At 67.6% G+C, this 17,604-nt stretch carries 14 protein-coding genes; 5 read left to right on the top strand and 9 right to left on the bottom strand.

All coding sequences use genetic code 11. The annotated features are described in order from the left end of the window. Positions 1–14 precede the first annotated feature (14 nt). Positions 15–869, top strand: coding sequence for a peptidylprolyl isomerase (locus AB0M24_RS06650; RefSeq protein WP_363761890.1), 855 nt, complete (start codon positions 15–17; stop codon positions 867–869). Positions 870–935: 66 nt separating this feature from the next. On the opposite strand, the gene AB0M24_RS06645 is transcribed toward AB0M24_RS06650, so the two are convergent. Continuing rightward, the gene (locus AB0M24_RS06645) at positions 936–1,235 is read right to left on the bottom strand and encodes a hypothetical protein (protein WP_363761888.1); all 300 of its coding nucleotides are present in this window, start codon (positions 1,233–1,235) and stop codon (positions 936–938) included. 87 nt (positions 1,236–1,322) lie between these two features. Beyond that, on the bottom strand, positions 1,323–2,600 hold the full coding sequence (locus tag AB0M24_RS06640) for an RICIN domain-containing protein (protein ID WP_363761886.1): 1,278 nt from the start codon (positions 2,598–2,600) through the stop codon (positions 1,323–1,325). A gap of 153 nt (positions 2,601–2,753) precedes the next feature. On the opposite strand from AB0M24_RS06640, the gene AB0M24_RS06635 reads away from it, so the two are divergent. Beyond that, the gene (locus AB0M24_RS06635) at positions 2,754–5,975 is read left to right on the top strand and encodes a glycoside hydrolase family 3 C-terminal domain-containing protein (RefSeq protein ID WP_363761883.1); all 3,222 of its coding nucleotides are present in this window, start codon (positions 2,754–2,756) and stop codon (positions 5,973–5,975) included. A gap of 61 nt (positions 5,976–6,036) precedes the next feature. On the opposite strand, the gene AB0M24_RS06630 is transcribed toward AB0M24_RS06635, so the two are convergent. Then, positions 6,037–8,328: a bifunctional (p)ppGpp synthetase/guanosine-3',5'-bis(diphosphate) 3'-pyrophosphohydrolase gene (locus tag AB0M24_RS06630; protein ID WP_363761881.1), complete on the bottom strand. Its 2,292-nt coding sequence runs from the start codon at positions 8,326–8,328 to the stop codon at positions 6,037–6,039. 334 nt (positions 8,329–8,662) lie between these two features. On the opposite strand from AB0M24_RS06630, the gene AB0M24_RS06625 reads away from it, so the two are divergent. Then, positions 8,663–10,948 carry a DUF6185 family protein gene (locus AB0M24_RS06625; protein WP_363761879.1) on the top strand — a complete coding sequence of 762 codons (2,286 nt, stop codon included), beginning with the start codon at positions 8,663–8,665 and terminating at the stop codon, positions 10,946–10,948. Between the two features lie 570 nt (positions 10,949–11,518). Here the strand turns inward: AB0M24_RS06625 and AB0M24_RS06620 are convergent. Next, positions 11,519–11,695, bottom strand: coding sequence for a DUF397 domain-containing protein (locus AB0M24_RS06620; RefSeq protein ID WP_363761877.1), 177 nt, complete (start codon positions 11,693–11,695; stop codon positions 11,519–11,521). Continuing rightward, positions 11,670–12,524, bottom strand: a complete 855-nt coding sequence (locus AB0M24_RS06615) for a helix-turn-helix transcriptional regulator (RefSeq protein WP_363761875.1) — start codon at positions 12,522–12,524, stop codon at positions 11,670–11,672. Before AB0M24_RS06615 ends, AB0M24_RS06620 begins: the two co-directional genes overlap by 26 nt. A 241-nt stretch (positions 12,525–12,765) precedes the next feature. Between AB0M24_RS06615 and AB0M24_RS06610 the strand changes: the two genes are divergently transcribed. Together AB0M24_RS06610 and AB0M24_RS06605 are read left to right on the top strand one after the other, a co-directional pair. Next, positions 12,766–13,041 carry a hypothetical protein gene (locus AB0M24_RS06610; RefSeq protein ID WP_363761873.1) on the top strand — a complete coding sequence of 92 codons (276 nt, stop codon included), beginning with the start codon at positions 12,766–12,768 and terminating at the stop codon, positions 13,039–13,041. Positions 13,042–13,045: 4 nt separating this feature from the next. Next, positions 13,046–13,696, top strand: a complete 651-nt coding sequence (locus tag AB0M24_RS06605) for a hypothetical protein (RefSeq protein WP_363761871.1) — start codon at positions 13,046–13,048, stop codon at positions 13,694–13,696. Between the two features lie 3 nt (positions 13,697–13,699). On the opposite strand, the gene AB0M24_RS06600 is transcribed toward AB0M24_RS06605, so the two are convergent. The 4 genes from AB0M24_RS06600 to secD all read right to left on the bottom strand — a co-directional run bounded on the left by AB0M24_RS06600 (position 13,700) and on the right by secD (position 17,539). Next, positions 13,700–13,993, bottom strand: a complete 294-nt coding sequence (locus AB0M24_RS06600; protein WP_363761869.1) for a DUF6355 family natural product biosynthesis protein — start codon at positions 13,991–13,993, stop codon at positions 13,700–13,702. An 87-nt stretch (positions 13,994–14,080) separates the two neighbouring features. After that, positions 14,081–14,572 carry an adenine phosphoribosyltransferase gene (locus AB0M24_RS06595; protein WP_363761867.1) on the bottom strand — a complete coding sequence of 164 codons (492 nt, stop codon included), beginning with the start codon at positions 14,570–14,572 and terminating at the stop codon, positions 14,081–14,083. A 23-nt stretch (positions 14,573–14,595) separates the two neighbouring features. Next, positions 14,596–15,750, bottom strand: a complete 1,155-nt coding sequence (gene secF / locus AB0M24_RS06590; protein WP_363761865.1) for a protein translocase subunit SecF — start codon at positions 15,748–15,750, stop codon at positions 14,596–14,598. 1 nt (position 15,751) lies between these two features. Then, positions 15,752–17,539, bottom strand: coding sequence for a protein translocase subunit SecD (gene secD, locus AB0M24_RS06585; RefSeq protein WP_363761863.1), 1,788 nt, complete (start codon positions 17,537–17,539; stop codon positions 15,752–15,754). Positions 17,540–17,604: the final 65 nt, after the last annotated feature.

Genomic DNA, 17,604 nt, shown 5'->3' with positions numbered 1-17,604 from the left:
TGGGGAGGGAGCACGTGCCCACCAACGAGCAGCGACGCGCGAACGCCAAGCGCAAGCTTGAGCGTCAGATGGTGTACCGCCATGAGCGGGCCAAGAAGCGTCGCATCATCGCCGTCGTCTCGACGGTCGTCGTTGTTGCGCTCGTCGGAGGTGGTGTGTGGTTCCTCGCGACTCACGACTTCGGCAACGGTGACGCCTCCGCCTCGGAGACCCCGCAGAACGAAGCGGTCGACAAGGCGGAGAACATCCCCACGGCTCTGCACCAGATTCCGAAGCGCGCGCAGGCGCTCCCGGAAAAGGTGAACTGTGAATACACGAAGGGCCAGGAGCCCGCGGCCAAGGAGAACACGCCGCCCGCGAACGGCGAGCAGCCCGCCACCGGCACCGTCGGTGTCACGCTCGGCACCTCGATCGGTGACCTGAAGTTCACCCTCGACAAGTCGCTGGCGCCCTGCACGGTGAACAACTTCGTGTCGCTGGCCAAGCAGAAGTACTTCGACAACACCACGTGCCACCGCCTCGTGGTGACCGGCATCCAGGTCCTGCAGTGCGGCGACCCCGGCGGCAACGGCATGGGCGGCCCCGGCTACTCGTTCAAGGACGAGGTCTACCCGGAGCTCACCTACGGCCGCGGCGTGCTGGCCATGGCGAACTCGGGCCCGGACACGAACGGCTCGCAGTTCTTCATCGTCTACGGCGACGGCTCGAACCTGCAGGCCAAGTACACGATCTTCGGCACGGTCGACGAGGAGTCGCTGAAGAAGATCGACGAGGTCGCGAAGACCGGCACGATCTCGCAGCAGCCGGGTCAGGGTGACGGCAAGCCGAAGACCCCGGTCGACATCAAGTCGGCGCTCGTCGCGAACTAACTCTTCACACACGAAACGGGCCCCTGCTTTCGGAGAGCAGGGGCCCGTTTCGCGTTCCGGGAAGCGTCAGGCGATCTGCGCCTGGGCCTCCACGGCGATCCAGCCCTGGGACTTGTCGCACTGCGCCGACGACCGGAAGCCCGGCGGCACGTGCGACCCGGCCTTCCAGAACGAGTTGCCGCCCTTCTGGCACTTGACGATCACGTAGTGGTAGTTGCCGCTGCCACCGCGGCAGATCGCGTGACCGTAGTTCCGCGCCGACTCGACCCAGGCCTCGCAGACCCGGTCGTCCGCCACCGCGGTGCCCGGCAGCACCACCGCCGCCACCGCCGTCGCGGCAGCGGCCAACCCCATCAGCTTCTTCACGTTCGCCCCCAGGCGGGTTGATCTTGGTCTGACGGGCGCCACCATGCCAGCAGTGATCAGCGGGCGGGCCGCAGTTGCACGGGTGTCCTAAGCGGGCACGAGGTCCCACAGCTGGTTCGCCGCGCCCGTGAACGTCTGCTGCACGACCGGCGCCCCGTTCCCGCTCCCCTGCACCGCGACCGCGAGCCCGGAGTGCGCGAACAGCAGCCGCCAGCCCGACGCCGTGCTGCCGCGCAGCCGGACCGTCTGGTTGAGACTGCCGGTGCGCCCGAACTGGATCAACCCCGTCCCGCTGCTCTGGCTCGACCCCGGGCAGTCGAGCGCCCTGCCGGAGTGGTTGGCGATGAGCTCCCAGCCCTGCGCGTTCGCCTCGAACCGCCACCGCTGGTTCTGGGTGCCGGTGTGCGGCCAGCCGATGATCGTCTCCAGGTCGCCGAGCCCCGCGTTGTTCACGGCCAGCTCCAGGTTCGTGCCGCGGTTGCGGACGTTGAAGAACTGGCCGATCACCGGCCACGGCTTGGTCGGGTCGTCCTCGGGCAACGGGATCGCGCGGTCGCCGAACCACGCGGCGTCGGCGAGGTACTGCTTGCTCATCAGGTCGTCGTAGAACCCGCCCGCCGGTGGGCAGTTCACGCCACCGTTCGGGCAGATGTCGACGTCGTGCACCGCGTAGGTGCGGAAGGTGTCCCGTTTGAACGTCGTGTCGGCGGCGGTCTGGTTCCCCGCCTCGTCGCGGATCGTGTAGTCGCGGTAGTAGACGATCTGCGGCACCGGCGAGACGTTGAGCACCGCCGTCTGCACCAGCCGCGCCGCCGCGACGTGATCACGGTGGAAGTACAGGCCTTCGAGCGCCAGCGACGGCGTGTTCTGCAGCTGCAGGTCGGCTGACGGGTCGGTGGTCCTGATGACGTCCGGCTGGAAGTCCGCGATCGCCGCGCGCAGGAACGCGATCACCGCGGCCCGGTCGGGGGTCTGCGCGGCGGTGAAGTCCAGCGGCCGCCCGGTGAGGGTTTGGTTGCGCGCGTAGAGGAACCAGAGGCGGTTCTCCGGTGGGGTGGCGCCGTCCGGCAACCGGTTCTCCAGGATCGAGACGCGGTTGCCGAGCGTCCACAGCGTCGCGGAGAGGTTGCCCGCCCCGTACGCGTGGGAGCGCCACGGCACGGCGGACATCCCGGCCGCGGCGGCATATGCCTCCCGCACACCGAGTTCCCGCTCCTGCATGTACGTGGGATAGGTGTGGTAGTCGGAAGCAACGAGGAACACGGTGCGCACGGTGTTGCCGTCGCGCAGATCCTTCATCAGGGCTGGGCTGAGGAAGAGCAGATCGTCGTCGTGGTGTGCCACGACGTTCAGAACTCGGACCACGGATGTATCTCCCCTCGCGGCGGACGCTCCTTCCCTTACATGTCAGTCGTACGGCCGCTGACATTACGCATATTGGCCACTTACATTCATAAGAGATCAAGAACGGCGAGTCGCGCGCGCAGACTCTCCCCGTAGTGCGAGGGGAGACGGACAATGACTGTCCACATTGGATCCCGCGCGTCCTCGATCAGGATCGCGGCCATCGCTGTCCTCCTGTCCGGCGCGGTTTCGGCCGCCACAGCGACCACCACCGAAGCGGCCCAGATCTCGTTGGAGCAACGGGTGAACGGCCTGCTGGAACAGATGACCATCGACGAGGAAGTCACCCTGCTGCGGGGGATCACCACCCCGATCGGCCACAACGAGGTCGGGTACGTCGCCGGGGTTCCCCGGCTCGGCATCCCGGCGCTGCGCCTCACCGACGGCCCCGCAGGCGTGCGCGACGGGCAGCCGGCTACGGCGTTCCCCGCGCCCGTCTCCATGGCCGCGTCGTTCGACCGCGCTCTCACCGGCCAGGCGGGCGCGCTCATGGGCAAGGAGACCAAGGCACGCGGCTACCACGTGCTGTACGCGCCGATGGTCAACATCGTGCGGGTGCCGCAGGCCGGGCGGAACTTCGAGACCTACGGCGAGGATCCGCACCTCGCGGGCCAGCTCGGCGCGAGCTTCGTGGCGGGTGTGCAGGGTCAGGGAGTCGCGGCGCAGGTGAAGCACTACGCGGCCAACAACCAGGAGAACGACCGCACCTCGGCGAGCTCCAATGTGGACGACAGGACGTTGCGGGAGATCTACCTGCCCGCGTTCGAGACGACGGTGAAGCAGGGCGACGCCTGGTCGGTGATGTGCGCCTACAACCAGGTCGGGCACTCGTTCGCGTGCGAACATTTCCCTCTGCTCAACGACATTCTCACCGACCAGTGGGGATTCACCGGCACGGTCGGCTCCGACTACCCGGCCACGCACTCCAGCGTGAAGGCCGTGCTCGCCGGGCTGGACCAGGAGTTCGGCGGCACCTTCTGGTTCGCGCAGCTTCCCGGTGCCACGCGGTCCGGTGAGCTCGTCAAGTCCGTGCTGGACGAACGTGCCCGGCGCGTGCTGCGGATGATGGCCCGCATCGGGGCGCTCGATCCGGCGCCGTCGATCCACTTCGACCCCGCAGAGCACGCCGCAGTCGCCCGTGCCCAGGCCGCCGCCGGAACCGTGTTGCTGAAGAACGACAACGGCGTGCTGCCGCTGACCAACGCGACCACAACGGTTGCGCTGTCCGGGATCTACGCCGACGTCGCGCACACCGGCGGTGACGGTAGCTCGCGCGTGACGCCCTATCCGGCGTACACCGTCAAACCGGTGGACGCCTTGCGCGCCAGGCTCGGCAACGGTCTGACATATCACCGGGGCGCGCGCTTCGAACCGTTCACGGTGCCCGCCGGCGCGATCACGAACCTGCGGGCGGACTTCTACAACAACAGCGGCCTCCAGGGCGCGGCGGTGGCGTCCAGGGCGGACAGCGTCATCGACTTCGACTGGCAGGCCGGATCACCCGCGCCGGGCGTGAACGCGGACAACTGGTCCGGTCGCTGGACCGGCACGCTCACCGCACCGGCCACCGGAACCTACGAGTTCGCGCTGACGAGCGACGACGGCAGCCGCCTCTACCTCGACGGCGGCCTCGTCGTGGACAACTGGGGTGATCACGGCACCCTGACCCGCACCGGGTCCGTCACGCTGCAAGCCGGTGTGCCGCACCAGATCCAGGTCGACTACACCGAGTCGGGCGGGTTCGCGAACCTCGGGCTCGACTGGTTCGCGCCCGCGGGGGCCGATCCCGAGATCGACGCCGCCGTCGCGGCGGCTCGCACGGCCCAGGTCGCCGTGGTCGTCGTCGGCGACCGCACGACCGAAGGCCAGGACAGGTTCGACATCGACCTGCCCGGCAACCAGAACGAGCTGGTCAGCGCCGTCGCGGCGGCGAACCCGCGGACGATCGTGGTGGTGGAGACCGGCGGCCCGGTGACCATGCCGTGGCTGTCCTCGGTGTCGACGTTGATGGAGGCCTGGTATCCCGGCGAGCAGGGCGGCAACGCGCTGGTCGACGTCCTGTGGGGCCTCGCGGAGCCGTCCGGGCGGCTACCGGTGACGTTCCCCGTCGACCTGGGGCACGACCCGATGCAGCAGCAGGAGCAGTACCCCGGCGTCGGCGGCAACTACAACTACACCGAGGGGCTCCAGGTCGGGTATCGCTGGTACGACGCGACGGGCACCGCGCCGATGTTCCCGTTCGGACACGGGCTGGGCTACACGTCGTTCGCCTACAGCGCCCTCGCGCTGGCGTCGGCACCGGACGGAGCGGTGAGCGTGTCGTTCACCGTGCGCAACTCCGGTACAAGGCGCGGATCGGCGGTGCCCCAGGTGTATCTGGGGTATCCGGGCTCGGCGGGTGAGCCGCCGCGGCAGCTGCGCGACTTCTCGAAGGTGACTTTGGATCCCGGAGCCTCGACTCGTGTGTCGATGACGCTCGACCGGCGGGCGTTCGCGATCTGGGACACCGGCGAGCGCACGTTCCGCGTGCCCTCGGGGACGTTCACGTTCTCCGTCGGCGCGTCGTCGCGGGACATCCGGCTGTCGGGCACGTTCGCGCAGCCGGACTTCCGGATCCCCAACGGCGCCACCGGCCAGCTGACCAACAACTACGGCGCCTGTGTGGACGTGGCGGGGGCGAACTCCGCCAACGGCACGCCGGTCGGGCTGTGGAGCTGCAACAAGACCGCCGCCCAGCGGTGGACCGCGGAGCCGGACGGGACGTTGCGCGCGTTGGGCAAATGCCTTGCCGTGCAAGGTGATCTGGCCGTGCTGTCGGACTGCGCGGGTCAGCGTTGGACAGCGGGTTCCAACGGCACGTTGCAGCTCGGTGGCCGGTGTTTGACGGCCGGTGGGCAACTGTCGATGTCCTCGTGCGGCAGCAGTGCTTCCCAGCAGTGGGTGCTGCCGAGGCCCGCGGACCGGCTCCAGGGGCTCGCGGGCAAGTGCGCCGACATCGACGGCGCGCGGACGTGGCCGGGCACGGCGATCTGGCTCTACGACTGCAACGGCACCGGCGCGCAGGACTGGAAGCTCGACGCGGACGGGTCGTTGCGCGCGCTCGGCCGGTGCATGGACGTCACGAACGGCTGGACCGATCCCGGCACCGCGGTGCAGCTGTGGGACTGCAACGGCACGCCGGCCCAGCAGTGGCGCGTGCAGGGCAACTCGCTGGTGAACGTGAAGTCAGGCCAGTGCCTCGACGTCCGCAACGGCTGGTCGGACAACTTCACCCGGCTCCAGATCTGGTGGTGCAACGGCACCGCGGCCCAGACCTGGCGCATCCCCCGCCGCTAGAAAACGATGAAGGGAACCTTCATCCACCTGACGTGGATGAAGGTTCCCTTCATCGTTGAAATTACGAGGCTGAGGTTACGCGGTAGACGTCGTAGACGCCTTCCACGCTCCGCACCGCCTTGAGGACGTGCCCGAGGTGCTTCGGGTCGCCCATCTCGAACGAGAAACGGCTGACGGCCACGCGATCGCGCGACGTCGTCACCGACGCCGACAGGATGTTCACGCGCTCGTCCGCCAGCACCTTCGTGACGTCGGACAGCAGCCTGTGCCGGTCGAGCGCCTCCACCTGGATGGCCACGAGGAACACGCTGGAGGCACTGGGCGCCCACTCGACGTCGAGCAGGCGTTCCGGGGACTTCAGCAGCTCGTCGGCGTTCGTGCAGTCGGTGCGGTGCACGGAGACGCCACCACCCCTGGTCACGAAGCCGAGGATGTCGTCGCCCGGCACCGGAGTGCAGCAGCGGGCGAGCTTCACCCACACGTCGCCCGCGTCCTTGACGATCACGCCCGCGTCGCCGGTGGGGCGGCGCCGGGTGACGGTCGACGGGGTGGCGCGGTCGGCCAGCTCCTCCTCGGCGTGGTCGACACCGCCGAGCTGGGCCACGAGCCGTTGCACGACGTGGCGGGCGGAGGTGTGCCCCTCCCCGACCGCCGCGTACAGCGCGCTCATGTCCGGGTAGTGCAGTTCCTTGGCCAGGGCCTGCATCGAGTCGACGCTGACCAGGCGCTGGATCGGAAGCCCGACGCGGCGGACCTCCTTGGTGATCGCGTCCTTGCCCTGCTCGATCGCCTCTTCCTTGCGCTCCTTGGCGAACCACTGCTTGATCTTCGCCTTGGCGCGCGGTGACGCGACGAAGCTCAGCCAGTCGCGGGACGGGCCCGCACCCTCCGCCTTGGAGGTGAAGATCTCGACGACCTCGCCGTTCTCGAGCTTGCGCTCCAGAGCGACCAGGCGACCGTTGACCCTGGCGCCGATGCAGCGGTGCCCCACCTCGGTGTGCACGGAGTAGGCGAAGTCGACGGGCGTCGAACCCGTCGGCAACGTCTCCACGTCACCCTTCGGCGTGAACACGAAGATCTCGCGCGCGGCGAGGTCCCACCGGAGCCCCTCGAGGAACTCACCGGGGTCCGCGGCTTCCCGCTGCCAGTCGAGGAGCTGACGCATCCACGCCATCTCGTCGATCTCGACGGACTTGCCGTTGTGCGTGCCCTTGGTTTCCTTGTACCGCCAGTGCGCCGCGATGCCGTACTCGGCCCGCTGGTGCATCTCCGAAGTGCGAATCTGCACTTCCAGAGGCTTGCCGTCGGGACCGATGACGGTCGTGTGCAGCGACTGGTAGACGCCGAACCGGGGCTGCGCGATGTAGTCCTTGAACCGTCCGGGCATGGGCTGCCACGCCGCGTGGACGACGCCCATCGCCGCGTAGCAGTCGCGCACCTCGTCGACCAGGATCCGCACACCCACGAGGTCGTGGATGTCGTCGAAGTCCCGACCCCGGACGATCATCTTCTGGTTGATCGAGTAGTAGTGCTTCGGCCTGCCCTCGACCTTCGCGACGATCCGCGCGGCCTCGAGCTGCGTGTTCAGCTCCTCGACGACGGTCCGCAGGTACGTGTCGCGGGACGGCGCGCGCTTGGCGACCAGCCGCACGATCTCGTCGTACTTCTTCGGCTGCAGGATCGCGAACGCCAGATCCTCCAGCTCCCACTTCACCGTCGCCATGCCCAGGCGGTGGGCCAGCGGCGCGAGCACTTCGAGCGTCTCACGTGCCTTGCGGGCCTGCTTCTCCGGCGGCAGGAACCGCATGGTGCGCATGTTGTGCAGCCGGTCGGCCAGCTTGATGACCAGAACCCGCGGGTCCTTCGCCATCGCGATGACCATCTTGCGGATGGTCTCGGCCTCGGCCGCTGCCCCCAGCTTGACCTTGTCGAGCTTCGTGACGCCGTCGACCAGCCTGGCGACCTCTTCGCCGAAGTCCTCCTTGAGCTGGCCCAGCGAGTAGTCGGTGTCTTCCACGGTGTCGTGCAGCAGCGCGGCCACCAGCGTCGTGGTGTCCATGCCCAGCTCGGCGAGGATCGTCGCCACGGCGAGCGGGTGGGTGATGTACGGGTCGCCGGACTTGCGGCGCTGCGGGCGGTGCTTCTCCTCGGCAACGTCATACGCGTGCTGCAGAAGCGCCAGATCGGCCTTGGGATGGAGGTCGTAGTGTGCAGCGGCGAGAGGTTCGAGGACCTGCTTCACCGGGGCCGCACGTTGGGCGGTGATACGCCGCGCAAGGCGGGCGCGCACACGCCGGGTAGCCGACGGTTGAACAACCGTCGCAGCGGGTTCGGTGTCTTGACTCAACCCCACGCTCCTCGGGTCTCGCGAGTACCGAGGATAACGCGTTTACGGTGACGAAACTTCCGAACGCGCGCCGAGCGGCGCAGCTCACACGGTGAACGCCTCCTGAACTTTTGCTGGGCCGATCAGGCGACGCCCTCCCCGAACGCGCTCCGCGACTGAATCGAGAAGAGCACGGCGTCACCGCGAGTGGCCTTCGAGTAACGCACAAGCACATCCTGAGCTGACGCTGGAGATCGCCCCGCTCCACGGAGCTGCTCATTCGGGTGAAAACCACCTTCCCCACTAACAGCCGACGTGTGCATCCGATAGCCAGATCATGTTCAGAACGCGGATGCTGCGCGTGGCGAGTCTTCTGTTGCTGTTGCTCACGTTCTTCGCCATCGCCATCGGCGTCCCTCTCGGCTGGAATGCCCTGTCCGGCCCAGCCGGATACGGCCCCAACGGCTGTGCGACCAAGTCGTTCGAGCGCGTGACCGTGCGCGCCGAGATCAAGATCGTGAGCGAGGGCCGCACCTATCCCAGGCTCACCAGCGACCTGACCGTGCGGATCCCCACGTCGAACGCCGGCGCGGAGAAGCTGCTGAACCACGAGGCGGACCCGGATCGCCGCGCATTGCTCGCATGCCTGCTCCACAACACCAGGAGCGCGTCCGAGACCCGCGAGAACACCACCCGGATCGACTACGACAACGAGGTCGTCGAGGTCACTGACCAGGTGGGGGCCGATCTGAACGGCCCCGGTGTCTTCTGGGCGGGCACGACCTACGTGCGGGTGGACGAGGACCGGTGGTTCTTGGCCGTGGAGCCGCCCGACGGCCTGCTGCGCATGGCCGACTGGGACGTGACCGTCTCCGCGCCGGCCGGCTGGCTCGCCTCTCCTCAACCGTGGCAGTCGGTCAGCGCCCGTCCCGACAGCCTGCGGTGGTCCTCGCTGACCCCGGCGATCGACGGCGGCGCACGCGTGGTCACCGCATCCCTGCAGCCCGATGACGAGGTCGTCGCGGCGTTCGCGGTCACAAAGCCTCCGGGAAGCTTCATTTCCCTGGGCTTCTCCACGGTGTCTCCGCTGCTCGGCATCCTCCTCGCGCTCTACCTCCTCCGCCGCGAACGGCGTGGTGCGCCGTCAGCCGGTGTAGCTATACGGGCTGTGTGGCCGCTCGTCGTCCTCTTCGCAGTCACCGGCGCGGGAGACGTGTTCATCACGATCGTTCACAACAACAAGTCGATCGACTGGATGTTCGTGCACTGGTGGTTCAACATCGCCGAGGTGCTCGCCCTGCTGAAGCTGGCGACCGTCTGGTGGCTGCCGCGGGCTTTCGCGAGGCTGGTGGGCCTCGGGATGGCGCTGTTCCTGGTTCTCCGTGCGCACAGCGGAGCAGGTCCGCTCTACCTGACCGCGTTCGAGATCGGTTTCGCGCTCCTGTCGACGTTCTTGTTCCTGGCTGCGACGGGCAAGGCGTTCGAGAGACTGCTGGGGCGCGGACGTCCCCATGACCTGCCGGTGTGGTTACTGGTCACGAGCTGCGCCGCCGCCGCGGTGCTGACGGTCGAGCGGTACACGATCGCCTGGTGGAACGTAGGCCAGCGGGAGTGGCTCGGTTGGCTGGAAACCGTGGCTGTGGACGACAGCTACCGACGTCATTCGTGGTACCTGCTCGTCGAGGGCAAGTGGCTTCCACTCGGACTCACCTCGGCGGCTCTGTGGTATTTCATCCGACGGCGGAAGTACGCGCCCGTGGACGACCGGGCGCTGGTCATGGCGCTCGCACTGCTCGCTGTCGGAACGGTGTGGTGGGACATCGTCGTCCTGGGTTGGACCGTGCCGGTCTGGCCTCTCACGTGGGGTCTGCTGGCGCTGGCCGGCGCGGTCATGAAGGCGGGCAAGGTCTCCGTGCTCGGCAAGGGCGACGACGTCGACCTGGCCGAACTGCGAGCGGACGCCACCAGGTGGTATGCCGAGCCGAACGACAGCAACGGCCCTACGCCCGTGGACGTGCTGCTCGCGGCGGGCCCAGCGGGCAGGCCGCTGGGGAACATGACCACGGCGGTCCGATTGGGCCTCACAGCCGCAGCGTTGGCCGGGGCAGGCCTGATCGTCATGCTCTACGTCGCGTACCCGCTGCTCACCCTGGAAATCAGGGGTTCCGTGCTGATGAGAATCGTCACCGACGTCGAGTGGGAGGCGATCAAGTGGGTGACGGCGATCGCCGCCACCGGCCTCGCGTGGCAGCACCTGCCGGGCCGCCGAGGGGTGCTCAAGGTGCTGCCGATCATCTTCCTGTACTCCGTCGGCCCCGGCCTCAACGGCGGGGCGGCCCTGCTCGTGGGCAACAACGACTGGCGCTCACTGGTGCAGGCAGCGCTGTTCGCCCTCGTGCTCGTCATCGTGGGCGTCCGCATGGACAAGGCCTCGCTCGACGGCGTGACGATCGGCAAAGGCAGCCGCCTGCAACGGTTCTTCGGCCTCTACGGCCTGGAGAACCTTTCGGCCAAGCTCACCGCGTTCCTCACGCCGTTGCTGGCGGTGTTCGCGATCTGGAGCGCGATCACCGGCGGCGACATGTCACCACCTAGCAACGAACCGCCACGCCCGAACCCGGCCGAACAGCACACCGGCAAGGGCTGAGAGGCGCGCACCGCGAGGACGCTTCGCTGGTGCGCGGCGATGACGTTCCTGTCGCTGGGCACGATCGCTACCTGGGCCCTCGACGATCCCGACCACATCGATCCGCGGCCCGGCATCGGCTCTCTCATCGCCACTGCACTAAGCCGGTTGCTCCTCAAGCGGTCCGGCGAAAGCATGACGACCGGCGCCGTCGAAACCGAACGAGCGCAGAGCGCGGATGACCGCAGAGACGCGGAGCTGCGGCAGGAGAGGCGGAGACTCGATGCGCGAGGCGTGGTCGGGGCAGGAGCGAGGTCGAGACCGAGGTGGGTCAGCGATAGGGGCGGTCCCAGGACCAAATCCCGTCGCGGGGTGAATCCTGGACAGAGCGCGGAGGCCGGTCGGGGCCGACATCGGGCCAACGTGGCAGGTGGATGCCTGGGGTGGATGTCCACGGCAAGCGATCTGAGCACCGCCCGAATAACCCGAATGATGTGGGTGCGGAAGGCCGTGGCTGCCGCGCCGAACGGCCCTCCAATGTATTCCGCAGCCAGGAATCAGCGCACGGATCGGGTCAGGTCAGCGATCGGGTCAGGCGACGCTCACCACGAACGCGCGCCAGGCGAAGAGTGAGAAGGCCAGCACGTCACCGGGAGCGGTCTTCGAGTCCCGCACGAGAGCATCCCCGGCGAGCGACACCTCGACGCACGCGCTGTCAACCTCGGGACCGCTTCGGGAGCTCTTACGCCAGCTCCGCGTGTGGCTCATGGGAGTCCTTCCGGAGTCCGCTGACGTAGCTCGCCAGCATGCTCCGCGATTGTCCCTCATCCAACGCGAGGGCATCCAACCACTTGAAGGTCTCCCGGCTGTCCGCGATCGCGGCGCCGTCGTGAGCGAAAACCCTTCCGATGTCTGTCTCGCAGTACGCGACCGGTATCTGCTTTTCGAAGTTGAACAGCATTCGTGCGGACATCCTGATCGCGGCTGGGCTCGCCGACATCGGCACGATCCGCAGGATGTGCGTGTTGAACAGCATGCGAAGGTACTGCTCGTCCATGATCCGGTCGTCGCCCACCCGAAGCTGCAGGGCCAGCTCGTGTACGTAGAAAAAGCACTCCGGACGGCCTTGTGCCCGCCTCAGGATCGTCTGGCGCTCAAGGCGCCACTTGATGCCCTCCTCGATCTCTGCCGGTGTGCCGCGTCCCGTCCCGAACAGTGCCCGCGAGTACTCGGGAGTCTGGATGAGACCAGGGACCGACAGCACGTCGTAACAGGTGATCTTCTTCGCCTGGGCCTCGGTCATCGCGAGGGTGCGGAGGTTGTCCGGCACCGTCACGACGTACGGGTCGAAGGCGTAGCGGTAGCGGTCGCGGAACCGTTCGAAGAAGGGCGTGTCCCGCCCGCACGTCATGAGGTACTGGATCAGGTCGATCTCGCTCGCCCGCGCCTTGCCGTTCTCGATGTTGGAGACCTTGCTCGGGTCCCAGCCGAGGTGCTCGGCGAAGGCGAACCCGTTCAGCGTCGTGAACTTCTCGCGCAGGCGGCGAAGCTCATCGCCCAGGTCGCGGCTGTAGGCCGTGGAGGTGATCGCGCTCATGCGACCGACCGTAGGGATTGGCCGCGCTCCACGAAGCCGCTCATCCGGGTGAAACGGCCGCAGGCATTCTCAAGATGGCCAATTATCGGGACATCATCAGTTTCGCTCACATGTTCGACCGTACAGCAAGATCACGACATAAACGCACGTCAGGCGCTACACGTTCGGGTGAACAGACTGGCAAAAAGTCATATGCGCCGATATTGCTCTTCTCTCTCGACGCACCGGTAAATTCGAACAAGTGAGAACGCTGCTCTGGTGCGGAGCCATGACCGCGGTGTGGCTGGGCGCGATGGCTTACCTGGCGCTGGACGACCCGAGCCACGTGGATCCGAGGTCGGCCATCGGCTCGGCGGTGGGCTGGACGCTGGCCACGAGCATGAGTTTCCTGCTGCTACGCCGCGCGAAGAAGCCGCAGCTGTGGGAGATCGCGGTGGTGACCGCGCCGGCGAGCTTGGTGACGCTGGTGTTCGTCTCCGTGGGAGCGGCTTTCGTGGCGCCGCCGCCGATAACCTGACCGCATGGCAGAGCTCCTGCGCGACCTGGCGGAGAAGACCGCCAACGCGCCGGCACCCGAAGGCACGGGCCCGTACCACTACGTCCACACCAAGGGCGTGTACCTGCGGATCAGCCACTACCTGCAACGGTCCGGCGGCAGCACGGTCACCGGCGAAGTCGAGCCGTACGAACGCCACGACTGGATCGCCCCGGACGGCTCGGGCCGCATCCTGATGACCGAGGAAGGCCAACCGGTCGAGCCCAGCGGCGACTTCGGGCCCGGCGAGCTCGCGGCCGAGCTCCTCGTCACCGCCACCGACGAAACAAGCCTCAAGATCGAGCTCGCCAGGTTCAGCGAGAAGACGACCACGCACACGATCATGAACACGATCCAGCAGATCTGGAAACTGCAGGTCGTGACGCCGCAGCTGCAACGCCTACTGCTGCTGCACCTTGCGAATTGCGAAGACCTCGCATCAGAAAACACCACCGTGACGCACCTCGACGAGGAACGTCACCGGACCAGAAGCCTGGAGTTCTGCCCGGACACCGGCATGCTCCGAAAAACGGAAGAAGTCGCGCTCGAAGGAGCGCGACTTCCGATTCCCGTGCCAGCCGTGGTCAGCCGGACTGAATGGCTGCACAGCGGCTACCGCGAGACGACTGAGCGCTGACGCTCAGACCGTGCAGTTCGGCTCGCCGATGTACCACGCGAAGTCCGTGGTGGCCGCGTCGTAACGCAGCGGCGTCGTGCCGGGCCGCACGCACTGGTTGTAGTTGGCGGCGGGCCAGTTGTTGCGAACCTTGATCATCACGGTCGTCGGGCCGCAGTGGTTGTAGAAGGCCCATTGCACGCCGCCGGACGGCGCTTCGAAGTAGCCGCACGGGTCCGCCATCGCGGACGGCGTCACCGTCACCGCGGTGCCCACAGCCATTGCCGCAGCGGCGGCGATCCCCCAGATCCTGCGCACGAAACGTTCTCCGATCAGATGAAGTCGACCTTGCCGCGCAGACGCTAACGGCAAGGTCGCTTTCAGTGATAGAGCGACGACGCGCAGTTACACACTCATCAAGGCCTGGACGTCGCGACCGGCCAGCCGCGACCGGCCGCCCAGCGCCGCGATCTCGATCACGACGGAAATGCCCGTCACGATCCCACCAGCGCGCTCCACCAGCGCGCACGCGGCCTCGGCGGTACCACCGGTGGCCAGCACGTCGTCGACCACGACCACGCGCTGTCCGGGAACGATCGCGTCCGCGGGCAGCTCCAAAGACGCGGTCCCGTACTCCAGGCCGTACGCCTGGGAGTCCGCGACCACCGGCAGCTTGCCCGGCTTGCGCAGCGGCACGACGCCGTAGCGCCAGCCGTAACCCAGAGCAGCACCCAGGAGGAAGCCGCGCGACTCGATGGCGGCGATCACCTGGGTGCTGTCGTCGATCTTGTCCTGCAAGGCGTCGACCACGGCGCGCAGGGCGTCCGGGTCGGCGAGGACGGGCGTGAGGTCCCGGAACACGACCCCCGGCTGGGGGAAGTCGGGGACCTCACGCATCAGTCCCAGAGCACGATCCAACTTCAACGCTGACGCTTTCCGGTCGGTCGGCGGCGGGAGTCCGCGGCCTTGGCGGTGCGGTGAGGCACCGACGCGGCGGCGGCCATCGCCTCTTCCTGGCGCAGGTCGGCGGCGAGGGCGTCCTCGTCGACCGACTCGATGCCCTCTTCGGCAGAAGGAGCCGAGGCCTTGGCGCGGCGGGTGGCCACGCGCTTGGCCTGGGCGATGTACTTCGGGTCGCGGTTCTTCAGGTCGACCAGCACCGGGGTGGCGATGAAGATCGAGGACAGCGCACCGATGAACATGCCCACGAGCTGCACCAAAGCGAGGTCCTGCAGCGTGCCGACGCCCAGGATGCCGACGCCGACGACCAGCAGGCCGACGACCGGGAGCAGCGCGATCAGCGACGTGTTGATCGAGCGCATCAGGGTCTGGTTCAGCGCGAGGTTCGCGGCCTCGGCGTACGTGCGGCGGGTCAGGCCCAGCAGGCCTCGGGTGTTCTCCTTGACCTTGTCGAACACGACGACCGTGTCGTACAGGGAGAAGCCGAGGATGGTGAGCAGACCGATCACCGTCGCCGGCGTCACCTCGAAGCCGACGAGCGAGTACACGCCCGCGGTGATGATGACGTCGTGGAAGACGGCGACGAGCGCGCCGACGGCCATGCGCCACTCGAAGTAGAACGCCAGGAACAGCGTCACCGCGACGAAGAACCAGAACAACGCCCACAGGGCCTTGAGGCTGATCTCACCGCCCCAGGACGCCGAGACGGCGCTGTCGGAGATCGCCGACTGGCCGCCCTTCGGGTTGGTGTCCTGCGTGAGCGCGGTCTTGAGGGTCGCGACCTCCTGGACGGAGAGCGCGGGCGACTTGATCTGGATCGTCGCGTTGTCACCCTGGCCCACGGCCTGCACGGCGTTCGGCTTCTTGCCGGGCAGTGCCTTGGCGAACGCGTCCTCGACGGAGGCCGTGCTGATGCTCGCGTTCGACGCCGACACGGACGGCATCGAGATCTTCGTGCCGCCCTCGAAGTCGATGCCGAGGTTGAACCACTTGAAGATGATCGAGGCGATGCAGACCAGCAGGATGATGCTGGAGACGATGTACCAGCGCGTGCGCTTGCCGACGATGTCGAAAGCGCCGTTGCCCACGTAGAGGCGCGTGAACACGTTGCTCATGTCAGGCCTCCTTCACGGCGGTCTTGCCGGTACCGGCGGCGCGGTGTGCTGCGCCCTCGCGCGCGGCACCGCCCAGGCCGGACAGGTTCGGGTTGGAGAGGAACTTGGACTTCGAGGCCATCGCGACGAGCGGGTGCGTCACGAGGAACACGACCACGAGGTCGAGGACCGTCGACATGCCCAGGGTGAACGCGAAGCCCTTCACCTGGCCGACCGCGATCACGTACAGCACGGCGGCGGCGATGAAGCTGACCGCGTCGGCGGAAAGGATCGTGCGGCGCGAACGGATCCACGCGCGCGGCACGGCCGAGCGGAACGTCCGGCCTTCCCGCACCTCGTCTTTCAGACGTTCGAAGAAGACGATGAACGAGTCGGCGGTGATACCGATGGCGACGATGAAACCCGCGATGCCGGCGAGGTCGAGCGTGAACCCGATCCAGCGGCCCAGCAGCACCAGCACGCCGTAGACGATCAGGCCGGACAGACCCAGCGACAGAATCGTCATGATGCCGAGCAGGCGGTAGTAGAACATGCAGTAGACGAACACCAGCGCGAGGCCGATGCCACCGGCGATCAGACCCGCCTTGAGCGACTGCAGGCCCAGCGTCGGCGAGATCGTCTGCGCCTCGGACGAGTCGAAGGACAGCGGCAGCGCGCCGTACTTCAGGGTGTTCGCGAGGCTCTGCGCCTCCTTCAGCGTGAACTTGCCGCTGATCTCGGTGGAGCCACCGGTGATGGCCGACTGGATGGTCGGCGCGGACATGACCTCACCGTCGAGCACGACCGCGACGGCCTGCTGGACGTTGGCCGAGGTGAACTTGCCCCACTTGGTGCCGCCGTCGGACTTGAAGTCGAGGTTGACGACGTAGCCGGTGCCGTTCGGGTTCTTGTTCGCCGCGGCGTTGTTGATGTCCTCGCCGGACAGACGCGAGTAGGTGGAGTAGTCGTCCGCCTTGGTCTGCGTGTCTTCCTTGGGCGGGTTGACCGGCGCGAGGATGTACTTGAACTCGCCCTTCTCGTCACAGGTGACGAGCGGCTTGTCCAGGTCGTCGTTGCCGCGCAACGGGTCCGGCTGCGTGCAGTCGAGCATGAGCGCGGCCTGCTGCAGGATCTGCTGGTCGGTGGCCTGGCGCAGCGCCTTGGCCTCCTGGATCTCCTTCGCCAGCTTCGGGTCGACGTTGGAGGGAGCGGACGGGGTGCTCGGCGGCGTGCTCGCCGACGGCGCGGTGCTGTTCGACGGCGGCGTGCTCGACGGCTGCGCGGCGAGGTTCGGAGCGGGACGGCCCTGCGGGGCGTTGCTCGACGACGGGTTCGACGCGGTCTGGTTCGGAGACGACGGCGGAGTGCTCGCGCCGCTCGACGGCGGGGTGCTCGACGACGGTGCCTGCGTGTTCGGCGCCGCGGCGGCCGGGATCGGCTGGCCGAGGACCTTGCGGAACGCGAGGCGAGCGGTCTGGCCGAGGCCCTTCGCGCCTTCGCTGTCCGCGCCGGGCACGGTGATCGTCAGGTTGTTGCCGTCGCGCACGACCTCGGCACCGGACACACCGAGACCGTTGACGCGGACCTCGATCAGGTCGCGTGCGCGGTTCAGCGCGTCCTCGCTGGGCTGGGCACCGTCTTCCTGACGCGCGGTCAGCGTGACGATGGTGCCGCCCTGGAGGTCGATACCGAGCTTGGGTTTGGCCGAACCGTTCCCGGTGAAGAACACCAGGGCGTAAAGAGCGACCACGATGAGGACAAAACTCGCCAAGTACTTCGCAGGGCGAATTTGCCCGGCCGGAGGTGCCACGATCCGTCCGTCTCCTAGTAGCGATGGTTTCCGAGCGCGCAGCGTAACGCGCGCCGCGTGAGCTG

The sequence above is a fragment of the Lentzea sp. NPDC051838 genome (genome assembly GCF_040681245.1).
In the GTDB taxonomy this organism is placed as follows: domain Bacteria; phylum Actinomycetota; class Actinomycetes; order Mycobacteriales; family Pseudonocardiaceae; genus Lentzea.
The sequence above is the reverse complement of the archived record's forward strand: the minus strand, read 5'-3'. Positions and strand labels throughout refer to the sequence as shown.